The following is a 24,044-nucleotide window of genomic DNA, read 5'->3' as shown; positions in this document are numbered from 1 at the left end:
CCGTCTTTCGCCGTGCCCTTTGCACGCCCTCTTCGTGAGGAGGCTTTCGCATGCCTGACACCACCCAGCCCGAACCCGCCAACCGCGCCGCACGCCGTGCGCAGAAGCGGGGCAAGCACGACCAGGCCACGCACTTCCAGCTGCCCCAGCAGCGTGTTCCCGTGGTCCAGGCGCGCCAGTTCGCGACCCGTCGCCGCGGAGGAACCGCGTAGCCGACGCCGAACCAGGCGCGACACCGCAGGGGACGCGTTCACCCGCGTCCCCTGCTCCCTTCGTGGGTTCGATCTCCCGTTCTGTCCGGATCCGATCTAGCCTGAGGTGCTACCGGACCGACAGGATCGGAGGCGCCAGATGAGAATCGCTGACGTTTTGCGCAACAAGGGAACGGCGGTTGCGACGATCGACCCGGACGTTCCGGTGTCCGAACTGCTCAGAGCGCTCGCCGAACACAACATCGGCGCCATCGTCGTCGTCGGTCCTTCCGGCGTGGCGGGGATCGTGTCCGAACGTGACGTCGTGCGCAGGCTGCACGAAACAGGCGCTGAACTGCTGTCTTCGCCCGTGTCGTCGATCATGACCGCCGACGTGTTCACCTGCACGCCGTCGGACACCGTGGACAGCCTCACGGTCGTGATGACCGAACGGCGCTTCCGCCACGTGCCCGTGCTGTCCGACGGGCAGCTGGTCGGGATCGTCAGCATCGGCGACGTGGTGAAGAGCCGCATCGGACAGCTGGAGCAGTCGCAGGACCAGTTGCAGGCCTACATCGCTCAGGGTTGATCCTCCGGCCTCACTAGGCTTGATCGGGTGAAGCCTTCCGTTGGCCGGCCCGAACTCGTCCCGGAGCTGGTGGCAGTCGCACCAGGAGTCCACGCCTACATCCAGCCCGACGGGTCGTGGATGATCAACAACACCGGCGTCGTCGTCGGCTCCGACGACACGTTGCTGCTCGTCGACACCACGTCCACCGAGGCGCGCAACCGCGCGTTGTTCGCCTCGGTGGCGTCGGTCAGCGCCGCCGATCCCGCCTACGTGATCAACACCCACCACCACGGCGACCACACCTTCGGCAACTGGCTCGTCCCGCCGTCGACCGTCATCGTCGGCCACGAGGCGTGCCGCGACGAGGTCCTCGCCGCCGGGCTGATCGCCTCCCAGGTCCTGGCCGGCCCGGACTACGGCCACCTCGAAGTCCGCCCGCCGTCGCTCACCTACACCACGTCCCTGACGTTGCACCTGGGCACGCGCGTCGTCGAACTGCACCACCCCGGCCCGGCGCACACCCGCGGCGACACCGTCGTGTGGCTACCGGCCGAGCGCGTCCTGTTCACCGGCGACCTGGTGTTCGCGGGCGGCCAGCCGTTCCTCGCCGAAGGCAGCATCAACGGCTACCTCTCCGCACTTGAGTTCCTGCGCGCGTTCGACGCCGCGGTCGTCGTACCCGGCCACGGCCCGCTACTGCGGGACGGTGAGATCAACCGCGTCCTGGACGACCTGACCGCCTACACGACCTACCTCTCCGAACTTGCGACCTCCGGCCACGCCACGGGCAAGAGCCCGATGGAGGTCGTCACCGAGGCGGGGGAGTCGCGCTTCTCGGCATGGCAAGAGTCCGAACGCCTCGTCGCCAACCTCCACCGCGCCTACCACGAGCTGGACGGCAAGCCCCTCTCCGAACGCCTGGACCTGCCCAGCGTCTGGACGGACATGATGAAGCTCCACGGCGGCCCCATCACCTGCCACGCCTAGCCACACTGATATATCGGTTTATCAACCGCCCTTGACCTGCTGCTTAGCAACAACTCTTTTGACGTCGTCGTCAAAAGAGTTGTTGCAAAAACAGGTTTCACGTTTCAGACGCCTGCCGATGCCGGGCGGCTCGGAGACGTTCTCGGTCTTGGTGCCGGACGGCATCGCCCACATGTAGGCGCGCATCATCGCGTACTGGAACTTCAAGCCGGTGCCGACGTCGCCGTCCTCGACGACCTGTTTGAGCGCGGCGAGGATGCCCTTCCACGTGGCGTCGACCTTGTCGAGCCGCTTGACGCCCTCGGGCCAACCGGAGTTGCGCAACGTGACGCGCGTGCCGCCGTCGACCTCTTCGAGCTCCCAGGAGACGACGGTCCACGGATCGTCGCGCATGGTGAGCCGTTGCGTGTGGGAGAGCAGCCGCGGCGAGGCGACCTCGACGACGCGACCGACGACGAAGACCCGCTTGCCGTCGGCCGACCGGTAGTACAGCGGCGCGCCCGGCTCGAGCGTGGAGTCGAGGACGGCGTCCATCATGGCGCGCTGCTTGCCGTCGAGTTCGGTGATCTCCGCCCAGACCTTCTCGATGGGCGCGGCGATCATGATGCTGTGCAACAGCTCGGGGCCGGGTTCAGCCAACGTCCTCATCCTCCTGTTCGGCGCCCTCGACCGTGAGCTTCAAGCCGACCAGCGCCGCTGCTCGGTCCTGCTCGTAGTGCATGACCCACCGCTGGTGGATCTGCTGGATGGGCACGGGATTCAGGTGGTTGACCCGTTTCCGGCCCCGTGGCTCCACGATCACCAGATGAGCCTCGCGGAGCACACCGAGGTGCTGCATGACGACGTGCCGGCTGGTCTCCAACGCCTCTACCAGCTCGCCGGTGGTGCGTGGACCGGTACGCAGGACGTCGAGCAGCCGGTCACAAGTCGAGACCGTGCCTCGTCCGTACCGGTATGAGCATTCTTCGCGCAGGTCTCGCGTTCCTCGCCTTGGTCCAGGCTGTCTCGGGCGGTTGGGCACTGCTCGCCCCGCAGGGCTTCTACGACAACTTCCCGCTGCCGTCGAATCCCTGGGTGGCCTACTTTCCGCCGTTCAACGAGCACCTGCTCCGTGACTTCGGCGCCCTCAACCTCGCGTTGTGCGTCGTGCTCGTGTTCGCGGCGGTGACGATGGAACGCAAACTCACTCAGGCGGCGCTGGCCGGCTACCTGGTGTTCGCCGTCCCGCACCTGGTCTTCCACCTGAACCATTTGTCGCACATGTCGTTCGTCGACCAGGTCGGCAACGTCGTCTCGCTGGTCGGCGTCGTGCTGATTCCGCTGGCGCTGCTCCCGTTGACCCTGAAGACCGGCGCCGGAGTCGGCCGGTGACCGCTACCTGCTGCTATGCGACCTCACGGCCTATAAGTTCGAATCATGCTGCACGACGTCGCCGACGCCACGCGCCAATATATTGGTTTGCTGTCCGCTGACCAGCGCGAACACGCGATTCGCGCCATCACCGACGACGACTTGAGGCACCGCTGGTCGTATACACCCGGCACACGACCCGGCCTCGTGCTGGGCGAACTTCACCGAGACCAGCGCAAAGCGGTGCACGGCATGCTCGCGACGGTGCTCAGCCCGCACGCATATGCGCAGGCCGCGGCAGTGATGGCGCTGGAAGACGTGCTCGACCACCGCGAGGGCGGGAATCGTGACAGGCACAACGGTGACTTCTGGACGGTGCTCTTCGGCAAGCCCGGTGGCGACGAGCCGTGGGGCTGGCGCGTCGAAGGGCACCACCTCTCAGTGAACGTCGTCGTCGCCGACGGCCGGGTCTCGGCGACACCGTTCTTCCTCGGCGCGAACCCGGCGCGCGTCACCTACCGAGGCCGGGTCGTCGGCCAGCCACTACGGCTGGAAGAGGAACTGGCCCGCGAGCTTCTCGACCGCATGGGCCCGACCGCACGCCGCCTGGCCGTCGTGGCGGACACCGCGCCACACGACATCCGCACCGGCAACTCATCTCGGATCAGCCCGTCCGAAACGGCCGGCGTGACGCCGGCACAGCTCGGCAAGTCCTCTGGTGAACTGCTCCTCGACATCGTCCGCTTCTACCTCGACCGGCTTGCGTTCGAGCTCGCCGACGAGGAGTTCGCGCGAGTCGACCCGGAACGCCTGCACTTCTCGTGGGAAGGCTCACTGCGTCGCGGCGAGGGCCACTACTACCGCATCGAGGGCCCGGAACTGCTCATCGAGTACGACAACACGGCCAACGAGGCCAACCATGTGCATACGGTCTGGCGTCGTCATTCAGGTGACTTCGGCGACGACCTTCTCGCTGCCCACTACAACGCGTCACGGCACACTGTCGTCCGTGGAGTGGCCCAGAACGGTTGACGACGCTGTTGCAACGCAAGAACGCCTGCGCGCCCAGGTGATCACCACCAGTGCCCCTGACCTGCGCATAGACACTGTCGCAGGCCTGGACGTCGGCTACCGTAGCAATGACACAGTTGCGGGCGTCTGCGTGGTGTTTGATGCAAAAACGCTGGTCGTCCTCGACGAAGTCGTAGTTGAGGACACGACGGACTTCCCGTATATCGCCGGTCTCTTCGCGTTCCGGGAGATGCCGGTCCTGCTGCGCGCACTCGATCAGGTGACCGTCGCCCCGGACCTGTTGGTCGCGGACGGTCAGGGCCTCGCGCACCCGCGCCGGTTCGGCCTGGCGTGCCATCTCGGCGTGCACACCGGCATCCCGAGCATCGGCCTCGCGAAGAACCCGATGGGCAGGTTCGAGCCGCCCGGCCGCGAACGCGGGTCGGTGAGCGACCTCGTCATGGCCGGAGACAACGGCGACGAGGTCGTCGGCAGGGCGTTGCGGACGCAGGACGGAGTGAAGCCGGTCTTCGTGTCGATCGGCCACAAGATCGACCTGGACCGGGCGTGCGCCGAGGTACTGCGTCTCGCCCCGCGCTATCGGCTGCCCGAGACGACCCGCCGTGCCGACGCGCTCACGAGGCAGGCTGCTTCGTCGGCGTGAAGCTCAGCAGCACGAGCAGGATCGCGCCGCAGACCAGCGCGATGTCCGCGACGTTGCCGACGAACCAGCCGTTGTAGTCGAGGAAGTCGACGACGTGCCCGCGCGCGAAGCCCGGCGGCCGGAACAGCCGGTCGAGCAGGTGCGTCGTTGCGCCACCCAGCATCAGCGCGAGCGCGGCCGCCCGCAGCCTCGTCTGCGGCTGCATGCCGTACCGCGCGAGCAGGACGACGGCGACGGCCGCGACGATGGTGAAGATCCACGTCGACCCCGCGCCGATCGAGAACGCGGCGCCGGGGTTGTAGAGAAGCCTGAGCTGCAGGAACTCCCCAAGTACGGGAATGGGCGCGCGGCCGGTCAGCGCGCTCTCGGCCCAGAACTTCGTGGCCTGGTCCAGCAGCAGCACGAGCACGGCGATGCCCATGACGAGTGGCACGCGGCGAGAGGTGGTGGTGTCCATTTGCCGACGAGCGTAGTTAAGAACACCACCACTCGGCATCAGACCCCTGGTCACGTCCTGGTCGCCGCGCCGCCCGCGCTGATGAGCTCCGGCGAGTACAGGTCCAGCAACGCCGACGTGTGCAGCTGCGCGTAGCCGTGCCGGCACGGCTGCCAGAGGTCATCGAGCCGTCGGAGCAGGCCGGCATCCACGCTCAGAAGCTGGTGCGGACACCGCCCCGCGCAACTTGGCGTTTCGGTCCCACCTCAGCGATCACCGCGCGCGGAAGACCCCGGACAGCAGCGGGTGAGTGTCAACGATCTTGCGAGCGACGTTGACGGAGTCGACGAGCGGATGCAGCGCCAACGCCTTCACCGCGTGCGCTCGCTCGCCGCTGATGGCCGCCTTGATGGTGGCGCGTTCGACGACCTTGAGCGCGGTGACGAGCCCGACACCCTCGTCCGGGACCTGACTGACGGAGACAGGCCGCGCGCCGTTGGCGTCGACAAGGCTCGGCACCTCGATGATGGCGTCCGCGTCGAGGCACGACAGCGTTGTCCGGTTCGGCACGTTGAGAATCAGGGTGGCTTGGTTGTCCGACGCGATGGCGTGCATCAGGTCGAGGGCAACCCGCTCATAGCCGCCCCCGTCGAGGTCGTCGGCGTCGCGTTCGTCATCTCGGGTCTCGGCCATGTACGTCTGTTCGCGTTCGAGGCGGGTCCGCTCCCAGCTCTCCCAGGACGGCGCCGCGTAGAACTGTTTCTGCTGCTCCAGCAGGAACGCCCCCCGCGACGCACCAGACTCCACCGCCTCACGCGTGAAGTAGTAGTAGTGCAGGTACTCGTTCGGGATGGCGCCCAACGTGCGGAGCCACTCCGCGCCGAAGAGCTTGCCTTCCTCGAACGACTCGAGCCGCTCGGTGTCGGCGAGCAGGTCCGGCAGCACATCCCTCCCGTGCACGTGGACCCCTCGCAGCCAGCCGAGGTGGTTGAGGCCGGCGTAGTCGAGCCACGCGTCGCGGAGGTCGGCGCCGACGGCGCGCGTGACCCGTTTGCCGAGCCCGACGGGGGAGTCGCAGATGCCGATGACGCGGTTGCCGAGATGTGTCGACATCGCCTCGGTGACCATGCCCGCGGGGTTCGTGAAGTTGATGACCCACGCGTCCGGCGCGTGCGCGGAGATACGACGTGCGACGTCGATCGCGACGGGCACGGTACGCAGACCGTATGCAACTCCGCCGGCGCCGACGGTCTCCTGTCCGAGCACGCCGCAGCCAACCGCGACGCTCTCGTCGGCCGCGCGTCCGCCGAGTCCGCCGACCCGGATGGCGGAGAACACGAAATCCGCCCCGCGCAGAGCGTCGTCGATGTCCGTCGACATCGTCACGGACGGCGCATCCGACACACCGGTCGAGAGCTCGGCGAGGACGCCACCGATCGCAGCGAGCCGGGCCGGGTCGAGGTCGTGCAGCACTACCTCGGACACGCGGCCGGGCGACCGATCGGCCAGCAACGCGCGGTATACGAGTGGCACACGGAAGCCGCCCCCGCCCAGGATCACCAGCTTCATGCTTCAGTCACATCCGCTCCGGCCTCTTGTATTGAAACGCCACGTCGTATTGATCCTGGACGTGCAGCTGTTGATGTTCCAGTTCTACTGGATGGTCATCGTGCCGACCAGGCCGACGCCGGACACCTCAAGGCTCCAGAACGCAGTTCCGGGCGGTCGGCGCATTTGAGGGCGCGCCGGGCGGTCGGCGCATTTGAGGGCGCGCCGGGCGAGACGATGGCGTGGATCGCGTTAGGCCAGCTCAGCCATGCGATGGACGTCGGCTGCGGCACGCTGATGGTCTTGCTTGTCGGCGCTCGCGATTACTCGAAAATCTCCGCGACGGGGTTTCGAGCGCGACAGAGCTGTGATACAAAGAATGGCTTTGTGTTTTCGGAATGAATTTTCCGGGAAGACGGAATTATTGTATCACAGGGGGCAAGGTGTTGGCGAGCGAACAGGCACGGATCACCTCTCTGTATGAAAAGCTCGACCAGGAACGGAACAAGGCGGCAGTGGACCTCGCGGCCGCGCTGCGGGACGGCACCACCCAGAGGCTGGACCGTGAAGCCGCCGTCGAGGTGCTGATCAGGCAGGTCGGGAAGTACCGCGCGGCGGAGGACGGGCTGTGCTTCGGCCGCATCGACTCGGACAAAGGGGAATGCACCTACATCGGACGCGTCGGGTTGTTCGACGACGACTTCCAGCCGCTGCTGCTGGACTGGCGTGCACCGGCCGCGCGGCCGTTCTACACCGCGACCGCCGCGAATCCGGAGGGCCTCGTGCTGCGGCGGCACTTCCGTGTCCGTGACCGGGAACTGCGCGACTTCCACGACGACGAACTGCTGACCGACACGACCACACTGCTCGACGCCCTCAACGCGCCGCGGACGGCGACGATGCGCGACATCGTCTCGACCATCCAGGCCGAGCAGGACGGAATCATCCGCTACTCCGGCCCCGGCGTTCTGGTGATCGAAGGTGGCCCTGGCACCGGCAAGACCGCCGTGGCCCTGCACCGTGTGGCATACCTGCTGTATACCCGCCGTGAACGCCTGTCGCGGCACGGTGTGCTGATCGTCGGCCCGAACACCGGCTTCCTGCACTACGTCGGCGACGTCCTGCCTTCGCTGGGGGAGACCGACGTCGTGTTCGCAACACCCGGCGAGCTCTATCCCGGCATTGCGACCGACGTCGAGGACACTCCGTCGTTGCAACGGATGAAGGGCGACCTGTCGGTCCTGGACCTGCTGGCCGTCGCGGTCGCCGATCGGCAGGAGCTTCCCGACGATCCGATCGAGATCGAGCTGGAGGACGTCGTCGTCCCCCTCGACGCGCACGTCGCCGCCGTGGCACGAGAGAAGACGCGGTACTACGGGCTACCGCACAACGCCGCCCGCAAGTACTTCTTCCTCGCACTGGCCGAGGAACTCGTCGCTCCGGCGATGCGGCTGATCGGTGTCGACTGGCCCGAGATCGAGGAGGACGTCCGCCACGAACTCCGCCACAGCTCGGAGTTGCGCGATGCCGTCGACAGGCTGTGGCCGCTGCTCACGCCCGAGCAGTTGCTCGCCGACCTGTACGCGGGCCGCTGCTTCCGGATCGGTGCACCCGAGCTGTACCGGGCAGACCCCGAGGCGTGGACGGTGTCCGACGTGCCGTTGCTCGACGAACTCGCCGACCTGCTCGGATCTGACGGCGCCGCGGAGCGCGCGGTGAGGCGTCAGGAGGAAGAACAGCTCGGATACGCCCGTGGCGTCATGGACGTCCTGTCGATCGACAAGCGCGCCGATGACGACGAGTACATCGTCACCGACTTCATCAACGCCGAGGTCCTGGCCGCACGACACGAAGTGCGCGACCGCCGTTCTCTCGCCGAACGCGCCGCCGACGACCGCACCTGGACGTACGGCCACGTCGTCGTCGACGAAGCACAGGAGCTGTCCGCGATGGACTGGCGTGTGTTGCTGCGCCGGTGCCCCAACAGGTCCATGACCGTCGTCGGCGACCTGGCCCAGCGCCAGGCAGCGGGCGGCGTCCGGAGCTGGGGTTCGGTGTTCGACCGGTTCACCTACCGCCGGCTGGAGGTCAACTACCGCACTCCGGGCGAGATCATGGCCGTCGCCACCCCGGTACTGAAACTCGTCGACCCCGACGCGTCGGCGCCGACGTCGGTGCGCACGACCGGCGTGCGGCCGTGGGCTCGCCGCGTGACTGATATATCGGCGGCCGTGCGCGACGAACTCGACGCGCACGCCGAGGCACGCAGCGGACGCACGATCGCTGTCATCGGCGGCGGTTGGATGCCGCCGCGCGCGTCGAAAGGGCTGGAATTCGACGTCGTCCTCGTCGTCGAACCGCAACGCATGTCGCCCAGCGAGCTCTACGTGGCGCTGACGAGAGCGACGCAACGGCTCGGTGTCCTGCACACCCAACCGTTGCCACGTCACCTACGAAGTCTCATCTGAGATCCACGCGAGGTAGTCGTCGTTGCCTCCGACCACAGGGGTGACGACGACCTCGGGCACGTCATAGCTGTGATGCGCTTTGATGTGCGCGACGAGCTCGTCGACGCGGATGGCGGACGTCTTCACGACGCACTGCCACTCCGCGTCGACGCGCACCTCGCCGTCCCACCGGTAGACACTGCGGATAGGCACGATCTGAACGCACGCGCCGAGCCGTGCCTCGACGATGCCCCTCGCCAGCGACTCCGCGGCCTCGGCGGAGTCGACGGTCGTGGTCACGACACTGGCACCACTCATAGCGCGTCGATCTCCTTCAGCAGTTGGTCCTTCAGTTCGGCCGGCGCGTACGACGCCCGCACCCCGGCCTGTGCCAGGCCGGCAAGCTCGTCGCGGCCGAAGCCGAACCGCTCGTGGCACAGCAGGTACTCGCGGTCGAGATCGGTGTGGAACATGCCGGGATCGTCGGTGCTGATCGTCACCGGGACGCCGGCCTCCACGAGTCGCGGCAACGGGTGCTCGTCCAGCGATTTCACCGCACCGGTGCGGATGTTCGACGTCGGGCACACCTCCACGACGACGCCCTCCTCGGCGAGATGTTGCAGCAACGCGGGATCCTGCACCGCACTCACGCCGTGACCGATCCGTTCGGCACGCAGGTCGCGCAGCGCGGCCCAGATCTCGCTGGGCGGCGTCGTCTCACCCGCGTGCGGCACCATGTGCAGCCCGGCGTCACGCGCCATCGCGAACGCCTCCCGGAAGTTCGTCCTCGGCGAGTCGGACTCGAATCCGCCCAGTCCGAACCCGACCAGTCCCTCCGGCCGGTGCTCGGTCGCGAACCGCGCGCTCGTCATGCCCCAGTCCCCGTCCCAGACACCAGGGACGTCGAAGATCCACTGCAACGCCACGCCGTGCACGGCGAGTGCCTCGTCACGACCTGCGCGCAACGCTTCGACCAGCTCGTCGGGCGCGATGCCCGCTCGTAGATGGCTGGTGGCGCTGATCGTCAGCTCCGCAAATCGGATATTGGTCCGAGCGGCGTCGCGGGCGTATCCGACGACGAGTGTGCGCACGTCCTCGCCGGTGGTGACGAGGTCGTTGACGATGCCGTAGACGTTGATGAAGTGCCGGAAGTCCGTGAACTCGTAGAACCTCCGCAGCGCCGCCTCGTCGGTCGGCACCGGCCCGTCGGGGTGGTTGCGGGCGAGTGCGAGGACGGTGTCGACGGAAGCCGCGCCCACGAGGTGGACGTGCAGCTCGGCCTTCGGCAGCGCGTGGACGAAGTCGGAAATGTGCACGATCCATGCTCTCAGGTCAAGAGCCGTTCGACGGGTGACATGTCTTGCAGTCAAGGGGAAGGGTGCAGGGCGAAATCCCTGTCTCTGGCATTGCATTGGGGGTGCCTCGTGAGGGGCGCACGAAGAGTTGCACTGTTGACCGCTGTGCTGGTCCTGCCATTCCTGCCCGCCACGGCTCAGGCCGCCGAAGGACCCGTGTTCAAGGACGGCGAGGCGCAACCCGTCTTCGACCCGAAGGACGTGGTGAAGGAGAGCCTCTGGGTCCGCGCGCCGGTCGACAGCGACCGCGACGGCAAGGACGACGAGGTGTACACCGAAGTCGTCCGGCCACGTGCCACCGAACGCGGCCTCAAGGTCCCGGTCGTCTACATGGTCAGCCCGTACTTCTCAGGCGGCAACGACGTCGCAAACCACAATGTCGACGTCGAGCTGTACGTGCCTGACAAGCGCAACGGCCGTTTGCTGAAGTCCTCCTCCGACGAACGCATCACCGCCGCGCTCGGCCCGAACCCCATCACGTCCGGCCGTTACGAGGCCTACTTCATCGCGCGCGGATACGCGGTCGTCTACGCCGAATCGCTCGGCACCGGCAAGTCGACGGGCTGCCCGACGACGGGTGACGTCAACGAGACGATCGGTGCGCGTGTCGTCGTGGACTGGCTCAACGGCCGTGCGACAGCACGCACCGCCACGGGCGAAGCGATCAAGGCGACCTGGTCGACCGGTAAGACCGGCATGATGGGCGTCTCCTACAACGGAACGCTGCCCAACGCCGTCGCGTCCACCGGTGTCCGCGGCCTGGAGGCCATCGTGCCGATCGCCGCGATCTCCAGCTGGTACGACTACTACCGCGCGGACGGCGCCGTCGTCGCGCCCGGCACGTTCCAGGGCGAGGACGCCGACGTGCTCGCCGAGTACGTCTACACGCGCGCCGACAGGGAGATCTGCAAGCCGATCATCGCCGAGATCGCGAAGGACCAGGACCGCGTCACCGGTGACTACAGCCAGTTCTGGGACAAGCGGAACTATCTCAACGACGTTCGCAAGGTGCGTGCGGCGGTGCTGGCGGTCCATGGGCTCAACGACTGGAACGTCAAGATGACGCACGTCGAGCAGTGGTACTCGGCGTTGAAGAAGGTCGGCGTGCCGCAGAAGATCTGGCTGCACCAATCCGGGCACACCGACGCCGACACGCTGCGTTCGGTCGAGTGGCGCCGCACGCTGAACCGCTGGTTCACCCAATACCTCTGGGGACACCGCAACGGCATCGACCAGGAGCCGAAGGCGACGCTGCAGCGCGAGGACAAGACGTGGGTCGATGAGAAGGACTGGCCGGCGCCCGGCACGTCGGACGTGCGGCTGCGGTTGTCCGCGGGTGGATCCACCAAGGGCGGCCTGGGAGTTCTGCCCGGCCGGGGTGTGGAGAAGCTGACCGATGACGCGACCAAGACGGCTGAGTCGCTGATCGACCTGGCGACCTCGCCGAACCGGCTCTCCTACACCTCCGAGCCGACGCGGAAGCCGTTGCGGCTGTCCGGCAAGCCGACCGCGAACCTGCGGGTCGCGTTCGACCGCCCCGCAGCCAACGTGACGACATTGCTCGTCGACCGCGCCCCGGACGGACGGTCGCACGTCATCACGCGCGGCTCGACCGATCCGCAGAACAGGGAGCGGCCGGACAAGACGTCGCCGATCAAGCCCGGCAAGTTCTATGACGTCGAGGTGCCGATCGTTCCTGACGACTACGTCCTGCAGGCCGGTCACCGGCTCGAGTTCGTCGTGATCTCCAGCGACTACGACTACACGCTGCGCCCGCGGCCGGGTGCCGGCCTGTCGCTGGACCTCACCCGGACGTCGGTGGAGCTGCCGGTCGTCGGCGGCTGGCGTGCCTTGTTCCAGACGTTCTGACATGGCGCCGCGCTTCGGTCCGTGATCGCCGGGACCGAAGCGCGGCAACCTAGCACCCACCCCTGACGAAACCCCGTTCCCGCACGCTCCAAGATCTCGACCTGTCCACAACCGCTGAGTTGTCCACAACCTCGCGGTCAGCCGGGGTCAGCACCCACTCCGACCCGCCACAGTGGGCCCATGCCCACAACCCTTCCGAAACCGATCCGCGTCCGTGGCGCGGCCGACCTCTACGCCGCGATCCCGCACCTCACGGGGTTCCACCCCGCCGACTCGCTCGTCGTGCTGGTGCTGAAGGACGACCTGGTCAGCATGACCATGCGCGTCGACCTGCCGCGACCGCGACATAGAGGCTTTCTTGCGGCGCAACTGGAAATGCCGCTGCTCGAACAGGGCGCCACGGACGTGGTCCTCGTGGTTGTCTGCGCGCCGTCCGAACACATGCCAGAGGAACTGCCGCATGAACCATTGATCACCATGCTCAAAGACAAGCTGGGCCTTGTCGGCATCGAAGTCGTCGAGGCGGTGTGGCTGCCCGCCTGCCAGAAGGACGCGCAGTGGCTTTGCTATCTCGACATCGACTGCCATGGGAAGTTGCCGGATCCTCGGCTGTCGGCTGTTGCCGCCGCGTCAGCGCACGAGGGCAACGTGACGTTCGAGTCCCGTGCCGCTCTGGCCGCGATCGCCGCGCTGGATCCACCCGAAGCACTGGAACGCAGATCCTCGTTGCTCGACGAGCTGATGACGAGCTTGGGCGAGCCTGATCCGGGCACGGAGCTGCACCGGGTGAGCGCCGCGATCGACGCCGTAGAGGATCGCAAGGGGCCGTTGCCGGACAAGGAGATCGCCGCGTTGGCGAGGGCTCTGGCGGTACCCGAGGTGCGGGACGCGAGCATGGGGTTCGCGGCACAGTCCAGGTCCAGACTGGCGGAACGCCTGTGGCTCGAGCTCACCAGGTCCTGCCCGGCACCGGAACGTGCGGAGGCCGCGTGCCTGCTCGCCTTCTACGCCTACCAGCGCGGCGACGGAGGGGTCGCGTCCATCGCGCTCGACGCGGCCGAGGACGCTTGCCCCGGCCACACGCTGAGCAAGCTCCTCCGTGCCGCCGTCAGTGCCGCGTTCCCGCCGGACGAGATGCGGGCGCTGTCCATCAAGTACATGGACGACGCCCGTCAGTTGCTCGCCGGCGCTCAGAGCAGTTCGGGTCGCTCCCAGTCCTGATCCAGGACGTGCTCGGCCAGGAACGCCCACACCGTCTCGTACCAGACCCGAGAGTTCCCGGGGGTGAGGATCCAGTGGTTTTCGGTTGGGTAGTAAAGGTACTTCGCGGTGACCCCGTGCCGGACGAGGTCGAAGTACAGCCGATGCCCCTCGCCGATGGGAACCCGGTAGTCCTTGTCCCCGTGGATGACGAGCATCGGGGTCTTGATGTCGGCCACCCGCAGGTGCGGGGAGTTCGCCAGGATCCGTTCCGGCTGGGTGAGGGGGTCGCCCATCTCCCGCATCCAGAAGTAGGAGCTGTCGGTACCACCGGAGAACGCGTCGAGGTGCCAGAGGGACGCGTGGGTGACGATCGCGCGGAACCTGTCGGTCTGGGTGGCGATCCAGTTGGCCATGTAGCCACCGAACGATCCGCCCATGGCGGCGGTCCGGGAGGCGTCGATGTCGGCGCGCTCGACAGCGACGTCCGTGATGGCCATGAGGTCGGTGTAGGGCTCGGAGCCCCAACGACCCCAACCGGCCTTGATGAAGTCAGGTCCGTACCCGGTGGACAGCGCGGGGTCGGGCAGCAGGATGGCGTACCCGCGAGCGGCCATCAGCCACGGGTTCCAGCGCCAGGTCCAGCCGTTCCAGCTCATGACCGGGCCGCCGTGGACCCACAGCACCAGCGGCACGGGGGACTCGGCGGAGGCGCCTTCTGGCAGCACCAGCCAGGAGCGGACGGTCCTGCCGTCGGCGACGACGGTCGAGATCTCGGTGAGGGTGCCGGGCACCGAGGCGATGGCACCGGGCGCGCGCAACCGCTCCGGGTCCTGGTCGGCTCCGGTGGCGGCGAACCGCACTGGCTGAGGCGGGTGGTCGATCGAGTTGCGCAGCGCGTACAGCGTCTTGCTGTCCGGGCTTACGACCAGATCGCTGTAGTAACCGGAGACTGTCAGCTTCGTAACCTCGCCGCTCGCCAGGTCCAGTCGCCAGACCGGCTGGTGCCCGAGGTGGCTGGCCGTGAAGTAGACCGCCGACCCGTCCGGGCTCACCACCGGGTGGTCCGGCTCCTCCTGGAAATCGGGCGCCAGTGGCGTGACCGAGCCGCCCGCCAGGTCGACGCGCACGAGGTCGCGCCGGTGCGGGGAGTCCGGAGTGGACTCGCGGAACCGGATCGCGATCACGGCTGCGGAGTCCGGCGTGAAAGTGGCGCCGCCGAAGGAGAAACCGTCCTCGGAGGCAATCGTCCGCGACGCGCCGCCGCTCGCCGGCACGACGCGCAGTTCGGTCCGGCGGCCGTAGGAGGAGCTGACGTCCACGGCGTGGCCGTAGACGGCCCACTTCCCGTCTGGGCTGAGCGCGATGTCCTCGTCGCTGAGCCTGCTTTCGGAGTCTTCGCTGAGAGCGGCGACCTCGCCGGCCGTGATGTCCGGCAGCGGGGCCGAGAACAGGCGCGGATAGGCCGGGCCGAGGTCCGCGTCCCAGTACCGGATCGGGTACGACTCGTGCAGGATCGCTGTCACACCGGCGTCCTCGCGGGCCTTGCGCTTGGCGTCGTCCTCGTCGCCGAACTCCGTGAAGCGGTACGCCGACGACGTGAACAACACCGTCTCACCGGCGGCGCGCACCTGACCGACTCCGCTACCCGGACGCAGCACCTCGGCGGCCTCACCGCGGACCGGAAGCCGCCACAGCGCCTTCTTGTCCTTGGTCTCACCCGGCTTCGCGAGCGGGTCGGGACGGGCCGACAGGAACAGCAGCGACCCGTCCGGCGCGAACACGGGGGAGGAGTCGCCCTTCGCGGAGCGGGTGAGCCGGACGGCCTCCCGCTCCCCGGTGGGGTCGACCTCCCAGAGAGCGCCCTGCCACGTCTTGCCGTCCGGGGCGAGCGAGGACACGACGGTGACGAGCCGGGTGCCGTCCGGGGACAGCGCGAGCGACGCGAGCCGCGGGGTGGCGTTGTAGCTCTCGAAGGAGGCGAAGTCGGTCATGCCGGCTCAGGCCCCGTGCCGGGCGCGGGTGAACTCCCACGCGTCGCGGACGATGCCGGCGAGGTCGGCGCGTTCGGGCTTCCAGCCGAGATCGGTGCGGGCCCGCTCGGCGGAGGCGACCAGGACGGCCGGGTCGCCGGCACGCCTGGGGGCGACGACGGCGGGGATCGGGTGGCCGGTGACCTCGCGGCAGGTGTCGATGACCTGCTTGACCGAGAAGCCGGTGCCGTTGCCCAGGTTGTAGATCCGGTGCTCGCCCGCGGTGGCGTGGTCGAGCGCGAGGAGGTGGGCGTCCGCGAGGTCCGTGACGTGGATGTAGTCGCGGACGCAGGTGCCGTCCTCCGTCGGCCAGTCCTCACCGTAGATCGAGATGTGCTCGCGCTGCCCGAGTGCGACCTGGAGCACGAGCGGGATGAGGTGGGTCTCCGTCGCGTGCCGCTCGCCGATGCTGCCGTAGGCGCCGGCGACGTTGAAGTACCGAAGGCTCGTCGCCGCCAGGCCGTGCGCGGCGGCGTACGACGTGATCGCGTGGTCGATGGCCAGCTTGGTGGCGCCGTAGGTGTTCGTCGGCGCGGTCGGGGCGGTCTCGGGGATCGGCACCTCCCGCGGCTCGCCGTACGTCGCGGCAGTCGAGGAGAAGACGAGCTTCGGCGTGCCATGCTCCTTCATCGCGTCGAGCAGGCGCATCGCAGTGAGGACGTTGCCCGTCCAATACTTGCCGGGGTCCTGCATGGACTCGCCCACGAGGGACTTCGCCGCGAAATGCAGAACGCCGTCGAACCCTTCCGCGAGGACATCGCCGATCACCTCGGCGATGTCACCCCGGATGAAGCGCGCTCCCGCGGGAACGGCGTCCTCGTGGCCGGTCGAGAGGTCGTCGAGGACGACCACCTCGTGCCCGGCTTCGAGCAGCCTGGCAGCGCACACGCTGCCGACGTATCCGGCCCCGCCCGTCACGAGCAGCTTCACCGCAGTCCTCGCATTCCTGGTCAAAATCGCTGTTCGCTACCGGTCCCTGCCCGCGCCCGCGGACGGAACCGCCGTGAAGAGCCTCGGTCGCGTAAGCGAACGCGAGGCGAAGCCGGCGAGCACGGACCGCTCGACCTCGTCGTGCCGTTCGACGGGCACGAGGGCGATGGCCGAGCCGCCGAAGCCGCCGCCGACCATCCTGGCCCCCAGAGCGCCGGCCGTCATCGCGGAGTCGACGGCGACGTCGAGTTCCAGGCAGGAGACCCGGTAGTCGTCCCGGAGGCTCGCGTGGGAGCCCGAGAGGAGCGGTCCGACGTCGGCGAGCCGGCCCGCGCGGAGCAGCTCGACGGTGCGCAGGACCCTGTCGTTCTCGGTTACGACGTGCCGTACCAGCGGACGCAGCTCTTCGGGCAACCGGACGAGCGTCTGATCGAGCTCGGCGATGTCGATGTCGCGCAGGGCGGGGACGCCGAGGATCTCGGCGGCACGCTCGCAACCGGCCCGCCGGGCGCCGTAGCCGCCGTCGACGAGGGCGTGGCTGGCACGGGTGTCGATGACGAGCACCTCGAGCCCGCTGGCAGCCGCGTCGAACGCGACCTGCTCAGGCTTGCCGGAGCGCACGTCGTAAAACAGGGCGTGCGCTTCGACGCAGCACAGCGATGCCGTCTGGTCCAGGATGCCGGTGGGCGCGCCCACGAAGTCGTTCTCGGAACGCTGCACCCAGCGCGCGATGTCCGGCCGCTCGGCGTCAACGCCGGCGAGGCCGAGCAACGCGAGCGCGACGGCGCACTCCAAGGCGTGCGAGGAGGAGAGACCGGCCCCGGCGGGCACGTCGCCCGCGATGACGAGGTCCGCTCCGCCGGTGACGGCGATCCCCTGCTCACGCAGCGCCCAGGCGACGCCGCCGGGGTACGCGGCCCACCCCTTGACGGTGCCGGGGACTAGGTCGGCCACCACGAGCGGGTCCGCCTCCTGCGTCTCGCCGTCATCGCCCATCGTGGCGACGGTCATCACGCCGTCGGTGCGGGGCGACGCCGCGACCGCGATGCGGTGGGGCAGCGCGAACGGCAGCACATAGCCGTCGTTGTAGTCGGTGTGCTCGCCGATGAGGTTGACGCGGCCTGGGGCCGACCAGACCCCTTCAGGGTCGCGTCCGTGAAGGCGCTGGAACGCCTCGGCCGCCTTCGCCGCCGGTGTCTTCGCCTGGGTCACCGGGCGAGCACCAGGACGGCGTGGGCCACCGCGGGGTCGAGCTCGGCCGTGTTGCCGTTGCCGCCGCGCACCTGGATGACCTTGGCGCCACCCAGCGCCTCGACCTCCACGGTGCCGCCCGGCACGACGCCCGCGTCCTTCAGCTCGGCCATCAGGTCCGGGTCGAGCTGGACGTGCTCGGCGATGCGCCGCACCTCGACCCGACCGCCGCCGCGACGGGCCACCTCGTCCACGCGCACCAGGTCCGCCTCGGCGGGCGGGGCGGGCTCGCCGTCGCCCAGCTTGTCGAGGCCGGGGATCGGGTTGCCGTAGGGCGAGGTGGTGGGGTTGCCGAGCAGCTTGATGAGCTTGCGCTCGACCGCCTCGCTCATCACGTGCTCCCAGCGGCATGCCTCGCTGTGCACGTGCTCCCATTCGAGCCCGATGATGTCCACGAGGAGGCGCTCGGCGAGCCGGTGCTTGCGCATGACGGCGATCGCGAGGTTGCGACCCTGCTCGGTGAGCTCGAGGTGGCGGTCCTCCGCCACGACCACCAGGCCGTCCCGCTCCATGCGGCCGACGGTCTGGCTCACCGTCGGTCCACTCTGGCCGAGGCGCTCGGCGATGCGGGCGCGCAGTGGTACCACGCCCTCTTCTTCGAGCTCGTAGATCGTGCGGAGATACATCTCCGTGGTGTCGATGAGGTCGTTCACACCCGCTCCCCTTCGTATGGTGTCAATGGTAGTCGTGCCGGGGGACACAGGTGTCCGCGCGGGTGCAGGATGTGAGCCGTGCATCCCTTGATCACTCCTGAGGCCCTCGCCGACGCGCTGAGTGCGCGGCCAGGCACCGTCGTGCTGGACGTCCGGTGGCGGCTCGGCGGACCGCCCGGACGCCAAGACTACGAGGTCAGCCACGTGCCCGGTGCGGTGTATGTGGATCTGGACACCGAACTGTCCGCTCCCCCCGGCGTCGGGGGCCGTCATCCGCTGCCGGATCCGGAGCGGTTGCAGGAGGTGCTGCGTCGCGCCGGTGTGCGCGAGGGCGGTCAGGTCGTTGCGTACGACGCTGCGGATGGTTCGGTCGCCGCGCGGGTGTGGTGGCTGCTGCGGTGGGCCGGGTATGGCGAGGTCGCGGTGCTGGACGGCGGGTTCGCCGCATGGGAGGCGGCCGGGCTGCCGGTGACCGCGGAGGTGCCGGCGGCCCTGACGGGTGACTCGGCTGGCGACGTGGTGGTGCGGCCCGGGCAGATGCCCGTGCTGGACGCGGACGAGGCGGCGGTGCTCGCTCAGGAGGGCGTGCTGCTCGACGCGCGTGCGGGTGCGCGGTATCGCGGGGAGACCGAGCCAGTGGATCCCAAGGCCGGGCACATCCCGGGTGCGCTCAACGCGCCGGCCACCGGGCACGTCGGGGCGGACGGGCGGTGGCTCGGCGCGGCGGAGCTGGCCTCGCGGTTCGCGGACATCGGGGTGCCGGGTGGTGTGGCTGTTGGCGCGTACTGCGGGTCCGGGGTGACCGCGTCGTCCGTGGTGCTCGCGCTGGAGGTCGCGGGGATCACGTCGCCCGAGAAACCGGCGGCGCTGTACGCCGGGTCGTGGTCCAACTGGTGTGCGTTGGACCGGGAGGTCGCGACCGGCGGCTGACGTTGGTGCGGCCGGTGGAGGCGGTCAGGCGTTCGGGATGCGGTTGAAGCCATCGGTCGCGAGTTTCAGGGCCGTGGCGCAGGTGTCCAGCTCCTCGATCGCCAGGACGCTCACCGAGAACGCCGGGGTGATGACCGCCGGGTCGTCGGTCAGCATGACGGTGACCTGGCAGTCCTCCTTGGAGGCGGCGACCTGCCACGCCGTGTTGCCGCCGATCTCGATCTGCTTCTTCTCGCCGTCCTGGTCCGCCACGTCGGGCACCGTGACCATCTGGGTGATGACGGCCGACGGGCCGGTGATGGTGTGGATGCAGCCGCCGTCCGCCGAGGACTTGCCGCCGGTGGCGGCTTCGATGTCCGCCGCCTTGAGGACGCCGCAGGTTTCCAGGCCGGCGGCCTTCTTCTTCGTGGTGATCTTCACGTCGCCCGGCTTCTGGGCGGTGGGGTCCGCGGGCTTCGAGGCCTGGGTGCTGGCGGGTGGCTTCTTCGAGGTCGTGGTGGGGTCGGCGGGTTCCGGGGCGGCGTTGGTGCCGGCCGTCGCGGAGCCCTTGATCTGGTCGCTGCAGCCTGTGACGGCGGCGAGGGTCAGGCCCAGTGCGATGAGGATGGCTGCCGGTCGCAGGTGCATGTCGCCTCTGACCTCTGTTCGGTGAGATCGGTTCCGAGTTCGGGCTCTGGGTTCGGGCTCTGGGTTCGTGCCGATGGGATCGCCGGGAAGGTGCGCCGGCGAGCTGCGACTGTAGGTTGCGGGGCATGGGTAAGCCAGCCGCTGTTGTCTGGGACAGGTCATTCCTCGGGTACGACCTCGGTGGCGACCATCCCCTGAATCCGGTTCGGCTCGATCTGACCGTGCGGCTCGCGACGGCGCTCGGGGTGCTTGACGACGTCGAGTTGCGGGCGTCTGAGCCGGCTGGCGACGAAGAGATCGAGCTGGTCCACAAGCCTGGGTATTTGAGCGCTGTGCGGGCGGCGCCCACGGCTGGGTGGGATGTCGGGCACGGGTTGGGGACGGCGGACAACCCCGTGTTCGAGCGGATGCACGAGGCGTCGGCGTTGGTGGTCGGCGGGTCGCTGGTGGCGGCGCGGGCCATCGCGTCCGGTGAGGCGGACCGGGCGGTCAACATCGCCGGTGGGCTGCACCACGCTATGCCGGACAGCGCGGCTGGGTTCTGTGTCTACAACGACTGTGCGGTGGCCATCGAGTGGTTGTTGCGCAGCGGTGTGGAGCGCATCGCGTATGTCGATGTCGACGTGCACCATGGCGACGGGGTGCAGACGGCGTTCTGGGACGACCCGCGGGTGCTGACGATCTCGTTGCATCAGCATCCGATGAGCCTGTGGCCCGGGACCGGCTGGGCCGGTGAGGTCGGTGGCGCCGGGGCCGAGGGGAGTGCGGTCAACGTGCCGTTGCCCGCGGGGACGCGGGATGGCGCGTGGTTGCGGGCCTTTCACGCGACGGTGCCGTCGCTGCTCAAGGCGTTCCGGCCGCAGGTGCTGGTCACGCAGTGCGGCGTGGACACGCACAAGGAGGACCCGCTCGCGGACCTGTCGTTGAGCGTGGACGGGCACCGGGCGATCTACCAGGCGTTCCGGGAGCTGGTGAACGAGCACGGGTACAAGTGGCTCGCGCTGGGCGGTGGCGGGTACGAGCTGCTCAGGGTCGTGCCGCGGTCGTGGACGCACCTGCTCGCGACGGTGCTGGACCGGGATGTCGACCCGAACCGGCCGTTGCCCGCCGACTGGGTCGCGCATGCGACACAGATCGCACCTGAGTGGCCGTTGCCTGCGTCGATGACGGATGGATGCGACCCTGGACACGAGCCGTGGGGCGGTGACGCGGAGCAGCCGGTGGACAAGGCGATCCGCGACACGCGTCGCGCGGTGTTCCCATTGCACGGTCTTGATCCCGACGACCCCAGGGACTGAAGCCAAGTGCCAGAGGTGGGCCCGGTGGCGGACTCCGCGCGAGATCCGTTCGATTTCCCGAGGCAGTGGGAGGCGGACGTCGTCCTCAGCGACGGTGGCACCGTCCACCTGCGGCCGATCACGCCCGACGACGGCGAGAAGCTGAGGGAGTTCCACGGCAGGTTGTCCGAGCGGACGCGGTACTTCCGCTACTTCGGGCCCTACCCGCGGATCCCGCAGCGCGACCTCGAGCGGTTCAGCACGGTCGACCACCACGACCGGGTGGCGCTCATCGCGCTGCTCGGCGACGACATCGTCGCCGTCGGCCGGTTCGACCGGCTCAACCACGGTGACGCCCAGGGGGAGAGCGCCGAGGTCGCGTTCGTAGTCGAGGACGGGCATCAGGGGCGCGGGCTGGGCAGCATCCTGCTCGAACACCTCGCCGCCGCGGCCAAGGAGGTCGGGCTGGTGCGGTTCGAGGCCGAGGTGCTGGCCGAGAACGGGCAGATGGTCAGGGTGTTCCGCGACGCCGGCTACCAGGTCAGCAGGGCGTTCGAGGAGGGCGTGCTGCACCTGGAGTTCGCGATCGACCCCACCGACGAGTCCGTCGCCGTCGCCAGGGCCCGCGAGCAGGCAGCCGAGGCCCGCAGCGTGCACAACCTGCTGCACCCGCGCAGCGTCGCCGTCATCGGTGCCTCCACGGATCCGACCAAGATCGGGCACGCGGTCCTCAAGAACCTCCTCGAAGCCGACTTCAACGGACCCGTCTACCCGGTCAACGCCGAGCACCGTGCCGTACGGGGTGTCAGGGCCTATCCGACCGTGCTCGACATTCCCGACGATGTCGACCTCGCTGTCGTCGCCGTGCCCGCGGCCAGCGTCGACGAGGTCATGGACGGCTGCCTCGCCAAGGGCGTGAAGGCGCTCGTGGTCGTGAGTTCGGGTTACGGCGAGACGGGTCCGGACGGTCTGTCGGCCGAACGCAGGCTCGCGGCGGAAGCACGGGCGCACGGCATGCGCGTCGTCGGTCCGAACGCACTCGGCGTGCTCAATCTCGATCCCAAGGTGCGCCTCAACGCGAGCCTCGCCCCGCAGTTGCCGTCACGGGGCCGCGCGGGCTTCTTCTGCCAGTCCGGCGCCCTCGGCACGGCCATCCTCGCCAACGCCGCCGGGTGGGGCCTCGGCCTGTCCACGTTCGTCTCGGCGGGCAACCGCGCCGACGTCTCCGGCAACGACCTGCTGCAGTACTGGGAGACCGATCCCGCGACCGACGTCGTCCTGCTCTACCTGGAGTCGTTCGGCAACCCGCGCAAGTTCGCGAGGCTCGCGCGCAGGCTCGGCCGCACCAAGCCGATCGTCGCGGTGAAGTCCGGCCGCCACGCCGTCGTGCCCGGACTCGCCGCCACCGCCGCGAAAGTCGACGAGGCGAGCGTCCAGGCGCTGTTCGAGCAGGCCGGCGTGATCAGGGTCGACTCGCTGGCCCAGCTGTTCGACACCGCGCTCCTGCTGGCCAACCAGCCGCTGCCCGAGGGCAAGCGCGTCGCCGTCGTCGGCAACTCCACCGCGATCGGCCTGCTCGCCGCCGACACGCTGCTCGCCCAGGACCTGGACCTCGCGGGCGACCCGGTCGACGTCGGCGCCCAGGCCGCCCCCGAGGAGTTCACGAAGGCGGTGAAGGAGGCCCTCGACCGCCCCGACACCGACGCCCTCGTCGTCGTGTTCGTGCCGCCGATCGCGGTTCCGGGCGCCGCCTACGCCCGAGCGCTCAAAGAAGCCGCGCATGGCACGAAACCGATCGTCTCAACGTTCCTGGCGGTCGAAGGCATCCCGGCCGAGCTCAAGATGCCCGGGAAGGGCTCGATCCCCAGCTACGCGAGCCCCGAACGCGCCGTGCTCGCACTGGCCCGCGTCGTCCGCTACGCCCGCTGGCGCGCCGCACCCCAGGGCACCTTCATGCGGCCGGACGGCATCGACACCGCCCGAGCGCGGTCCATTGTGGACAACGTGCGGGCCGAAGTCGTGCTTGACGACCACAAGGCCGTCGAGCTGCTGGAGTGCTACGGCATCGACGTCGTCCCGTTCCGTATCGCCCACAGCGCCGAGGAAGCCGTGCTGGCGGCCACCGAGCTCGGCTTCCCGGTCGCGATGAAGGCCACCAGTGAACGCCTCCGCCACCGCACCGACCTCGTCGGCGTCCGGCTCGACATCGCCCAGCAGGAATCGGTCAAGGCCGCCTACCACGACCTCGCCGCGCTCTCCGGCAAACAGGGCGTGTATGTGCAACGCATGGCGCCCAAGGGAGTCAGCTGTGTCCTGGGCCTGCAGGACGACCCGAGCTTCGGCACGTTGGTCTGGTTCGGACTGTCGGGACTGGTCAGCGATCTCCTCGGCGACCGCGCCTACCGTGCGGTACCCCTCACCGACACCGATGCCGCGGAACTCGTTGCCGCACCGAAAGCCGCGCCGCTGCTCACCGGTTACCGCGGCGACGAACCCGCGGATCTGAAGGCACTTCAGGAACTGGTACTCCGTTTGGCCGCACTGGCCGAGGACCTTCCGGAGGTGCGCTCGCTGAAGCTCGAACCAGTTCTTGCTTCTGCCGCAGGTGCTTTCGTGAGCAGCGCGCGTGTGGTCATCGGCCCACCTCCGTCCCTGCACGACGTCGGTCCGCGTCGCTTGCGCTGACACGGTCACGGCAACGATTCCGATGTTTC

Annotated in this window: 25 protein-coding genes; 13 read left to right on the top strand and 12 right to left on the bottom strand. The window is 68.8% G+C overall.

Features of this window, described 5'->3' with window-relative positions:
• Nucleotides 1-50 precede the first annotated feature (50 nt).
• From ACRSBM_RS29450 to ACRSBM_RS29440, 3 genes are all read left to right on the top strand, one after another.
• Complete coding sequence (locus ACRSBM_RS29450) at nucleotides 51-212, top strand: hypothetical protein (protein ID WP_434448205.1); 162 nt, start codon at nucleotides 51-53, stop codon at nucleotides 210-212.
• A gap of 139 nt (nucleotides 213-351) precedes the next feature.
• On the top strand, nucleotides 352-780 hold the full coding sequence (locus tag ACRSBM_RS29445; RefSeq protein WP_434448203.1) for a CBS domain-containing protein: 429 nt from the start codon (nucleotides 352-354) through the stop codon (nucleotides 778-780).
• Nucleotides 781-807: 27 nt separating this feature from the next.
• Nucleotides 808-1,749 (top strand): MBL fold metallo-hydrolase, encoded by a 942-nt coding sequence (locus ACRSBM_RS29440; RefSeq protein WP_434448201.1) that lies wholly within the window; start codon nucleotides 808-810, stop codon nucleotides 1,747-1,749.
• Nucleotides 1,750-1,770: 21 nt separating this feature from the next.
• Here ACRSBM_RS29440 and ACRSBM_RS29435 read toward each other — a convergent pair whose 3' ends face one another.
• Together ACRSBM_RS29435 and ACRSBM_RS29430 are read right to left on the bottom strand one after the other, a co-directional pair.
• A complete protein-coding gene (locus ACRSBM_RS29435) occupies nucleotides 1,771-2,388 on the bottom strand; it encodes an SRPBCC domain-containing protein (RefSeq protein WP_434448199.1) in 618 nt (205 codons plus the stop codon).
• The gene (locus ACRSBM_RS29430) at nucleotides 2,381-2,611 is read right to left on the bottom strand and encodes a hypothetical protein (RefSeq protein ID WP_434448197.1); all 231 of its coding nucleotides are present in this window, start codon (nucleotides 2,609-2,611) and stop codon (nucleotides 2,381-2,383) included. The genes ACRSBM_RS29435 and ACRSBM_RS29430 overlap by 8 nt, the downstream gene beginning before the upstream one ends.
• On the opposite strand from ACRSBM_RS29430, the gene ACRSBM_RS29425 reads away from it, so the two are divergent.
• From ACRSBM_RS29425 to ACRSBM_RS29410, 4 genes are read left to right on the top strand one after another with little or no spacing between them, the layout of a single operon-like run.
• On the top strand, nucleotides 2,555-2,707 hold the full coding sequence (locus ACRSBM_RS29425; RefSeq protein ID WP_434453540.1) for a hypothetical protein: 153 nt from the start codon (nucleotides 2,555-2,557) through the stop codon (nucleotides 2,705-2,707). The two genes, ACRSBM_RS29430 and ACRSBM_RS29425, sit on opposite strands and share 57 nt — an antisense overlap.
• Nucleotides 2,704-3,120 carry a hypothetical protein gene (locus tag ACRSBM_RS29420; protein ID WP_434448195.1) on the top strand — a complete coding sequence of 139 codons (417 nt, stop codon included), beginning with the start codon at nucleotides 2,704-2,706 and terminating at the stop codon, nucleotides 3,118-3,120. The genes ACRSBM_RS29425 and ACRSBM_RS29420 overlap by 4 nt, the downstream gene beginning before the upstream one ends.
• 45 nt (nucleotides 3,121-3,165) lie before the next feature.
• Nucleotides 3,166-4,131, top strand: a complete 966-nt coding sequence (locus ACRSBM_RS29415) for a DUF3500 domain-containing protein (protein ID WP_434448193.1) — start codon at nucleotides 3,166-3,168, stop codon at nucleotides 4,129-4,131.
• On the top strand, nucleotides 4,019-4,774 hold the full coding sequence (locus ACRSBM_RS29410) for an endonuclease V (protein ID WP_434448191.1): 756 nt from the start codon (nucleotides 4,019-4,021) through the stop codon (nucleotides 4,772-4,774). The genes ACRSBM_RS29415 and ACRSBM_RS29410 overlap by 113 nt, the downstream gene beginning before the upstream one ends.
• Here ACRSBM_RS29410 and lspA read toward each other — a convergent pair.
• From lspA to ACRSBM_RS29395, 3 genes are all read right to left on the bottom strand, one after another.
• A complete protein-coding gene (lspA, locus tag ACRSBM_RS29405) occupies nucleotides 4,746-5,231 on the bottom strand; it encodes a signal peptidase II (protein WP_434448189.1) in 486 nt (161 codons plus the stop codon). The two genes, ACRSBM_RS29410 and lspA, sit on opposite strands and share 29 nt — an antisense overlap.
• A gap of 50 nt (nucleotides 5,232-5,281) precedes the next feature.
• Nucleotides 5,282-5,422, bottom strand: coding sequence for a hypothetical protein (locus ACRSBM_RS29400; protein WP_434448187.1), 141 nt, complete (start codon nucleotides 5,420-5,422; stop codon nucleotides 5,282-5,284).
• A 61-nt stretch (nucleotides 5,423-5,483) separates the two neighbouring features.
• Nucleotides 5,484-6,779 (bottom strand): 6-phospho-beta-glucosidase, encoded by a 1,296-nt coding sequence (locus ACRSBM_RS29395; protein WP_434448185.1) that lies wholly within the window; start codon nucleotides 6,777-6,779, stop codon nucleotides 5,484-5,486.
• Nucleotides 6,780-7,201: 422 nt separating this feature from the next.
• On the opposite strand from ACRSBM_RS29395, the gene ACRSBM_RS29390 reads away from it, so the two are divergent.
• Nucleotides 7,202-9,226, top strand: a complete 2,025-nt coding sequence (locus ACRSBM_RS29390; RefSeq protein ID WP_434448184.1) for a helicase — start codon at nucleotides 7,202-7,204, stop codon at nucleotides 9,224-9,226.
• Here ACRSBM_RS29390 and cutA read toward each other — a convergent pair.
• Both cutA and add read right to left on the bottom strand, forming a co-directional pair.
• Nucleotides 9,209-9,523 carry a divalent-cation tolerance protein CutA gene (cutA, locus tag ACRSBM_RS29385; protein WP_434448182.1) on the bottom strand — a complete coding sequence of 105 codons (315 nt, stop codon included), beginning with the start codon at nucleotides 9,521-9,523 and terminating at the stop codon, nucleotides 9,209-9,211. The genes ACRSBM_RS29390 and cutA overlap by 18 nt on opposite strands.
• Entirely contained in the window at nucleotides 9,520-10,521 is a 1,002-nt protein-coding gene (add, locus tag ACRSBM_RS29380; protein ID WP_434448180.1) for an adenosine deaminase, read from the bottom strand. Before add ends, cutA begins: the two co-directional genes overlap by 4 nt.
• Before the next feature lie 108 nt (nucleotides 10,522-10,629).
• Here add and ACRSBM_RS29375 point away from each other — a divergent pair, with 108 nt between their 5' ends.
• Nucleotides 10,630-12,429, top strand: coding sequence for a Xaa-Pro dipeptidyl-peptidase (locus tag ACRSBM_RS29375; protein WP_434448178.1), 1,800 nt, complete (start codon nucleotides 10,630-10,632; stop codon nucleotides 12,427-12,429).
• 180 nt (nucleotides 12,430-12,609) lie between these two features.
• On the top strand, nucleotides 12,610-13,650 hold the full coding sequence (locus tag ACRSBM_RS29370; protein ID WP_434448176.1) for a DUF4192 domain-containing protein: 1,041 nt from the start codon (nucleotides 12,610-12,612) through the stop codon (nucleotides 13,648-13,650).
• Here the strand turns inward: ACRSBM_RS29370 and ACRSBM_RS29365 are convergent.
• From ACRSBM_RS29365 to ACRSBM_RS29350, 4 genes are read right to left on the bottom strand one after another with little or no spacing between them, the layout of a single operon-like run.
• A complete protein-coding gene (locus ACRSBM_RS29365) occupies nucleotides 13,620-15,623 on the bottom strand; it encodes a S9 family peptidase (RefSeq protein ID WP_434448174.1) in 2,004 nt (667 codons plus the stop codon). The genes ACRSBM_RS29370 and ACRSBM_RS29365 overlap by 31 nt on opposite strands.
• A 6-nt stretch (nucleotides 15,624-15,629) precedes the next feature.
• The gene (gene galE / locus ACRSBM_RS29360; RefSeq protein ID WP_434448172.1) at nucleotides 15,630-16,592 is read right to left on the bottom strand and encodes a UDP-glucose 4-epimerase GalE; all 963 of its coding nucleotides are present in this window, start codon (nucleotides 16,590-16,592) and stop codon (nucleotides 15,630-15,632) included.
• Nucleotides 16,593-16,628: 36 nt separating this feature from the next.
• Nucleotides 16,629-17,804 (bottom strand): galactokinase, encoded by a 1,176-nt coding sequence (galK, locus tag ACRSBM_RS29355; protein WP_434448170.1) that lies wholly within the window; start codon nucleotides 17,802-17,804, stop codon nucleotides 16,629-16,631.
• A complete protein-coding gene (locus ACRSBM_RS29350) occupies nucleotides 17,801-18,496 on the bottom strand; it encodes a metal-dependent transcriptional regulator (protein ID WP_189159431.1) in 696 nt (231 codons plus the stop codon). Before ACRSBM_RS29350 ends, galK begins: the two co-directional genes overlap by 4 nt.
• A gap of 78 nt (nucleotides 18,497-18,574) precedes the next feature.
• On the opposite strand from ACRSBM_RS29350, the gene ACRSBM_RS29345 reads away from it, so the two are divergent.
• The gene (locus ACRSBM_RS29345; RefSeq protein ID WP_434448167.1) at nucleotides 18,575-19,426 is read left to right on the top strand and encodes a sulfurtransferase; all 852 of its coding nucleotides are present in this window, start codon (nucleotides 18,575-18,577) and stop codon (nucleotides 19,424-19,426) included.
• Between the two features lie 24 nt (nucleotides 19,427-19,450).
• On the opposite strand, the gene ACRSBM_RS29340 is transcribed toward ACRSBM_RS29345, so the two are convergent.
• Nucleotides 19,451-20,053 (bottom strand): hypothetical protein, encoded by a 603-nt coding sequence (locus ACRSBM_RS29340; RefSeq protein WP_434448164.1) that lies wholly within the window; start codon nucleotides 20,051-20,053, stop codon nucleotides 19,451-19,453.
• Nucleotides 20,054-20,178: 125 nt separating this feature from the next.
• Between ACRSBM_RS29340 and ACRSBM_RS29335 the strand changes: the two genes are divergently transcribed.
• Nucleotides 20,179-21,351, top strand: a complete 1,173-nt coding sequence (locus ACRSBM_RS29335) for an acetoin utilization protein AcuC (RefSeq protein WP_434448161.1) — start codon at nucleotides 20,179-20,181, stop codon at nucleotides 21,349-21,351.
• A 24-nt stretch (nucleotides 21,352-21,375) separates the two neighbouring features.
• On the top strand, nucleotides 21,376-24,015 hold the full coding sequence (locus ACRSBM_RS29330; protein ID WP_434448159.1) for a GNAT family N-acetyltransferase: 2,640 nt from the start codon (nucleotides 21,376-21,378) through the stop codon (nucleotides 24,013-24,015).
• Nucleotides 24,016-24,044: the final 29 nt, after the last annotated feature.

The organism is Lentzea xerophila, from assembly GCF_051094245.1.
GTDB classification, from domain to species: Bacteria; Actinomycetota; Actinomycetes; order Mycobacteriales; family Pseudonocardiaceae; genus Lentzea; species Lentzea xerophila.
This window is presented reverse-complemented; position numbering and strand designations above follow the sequence as displayed.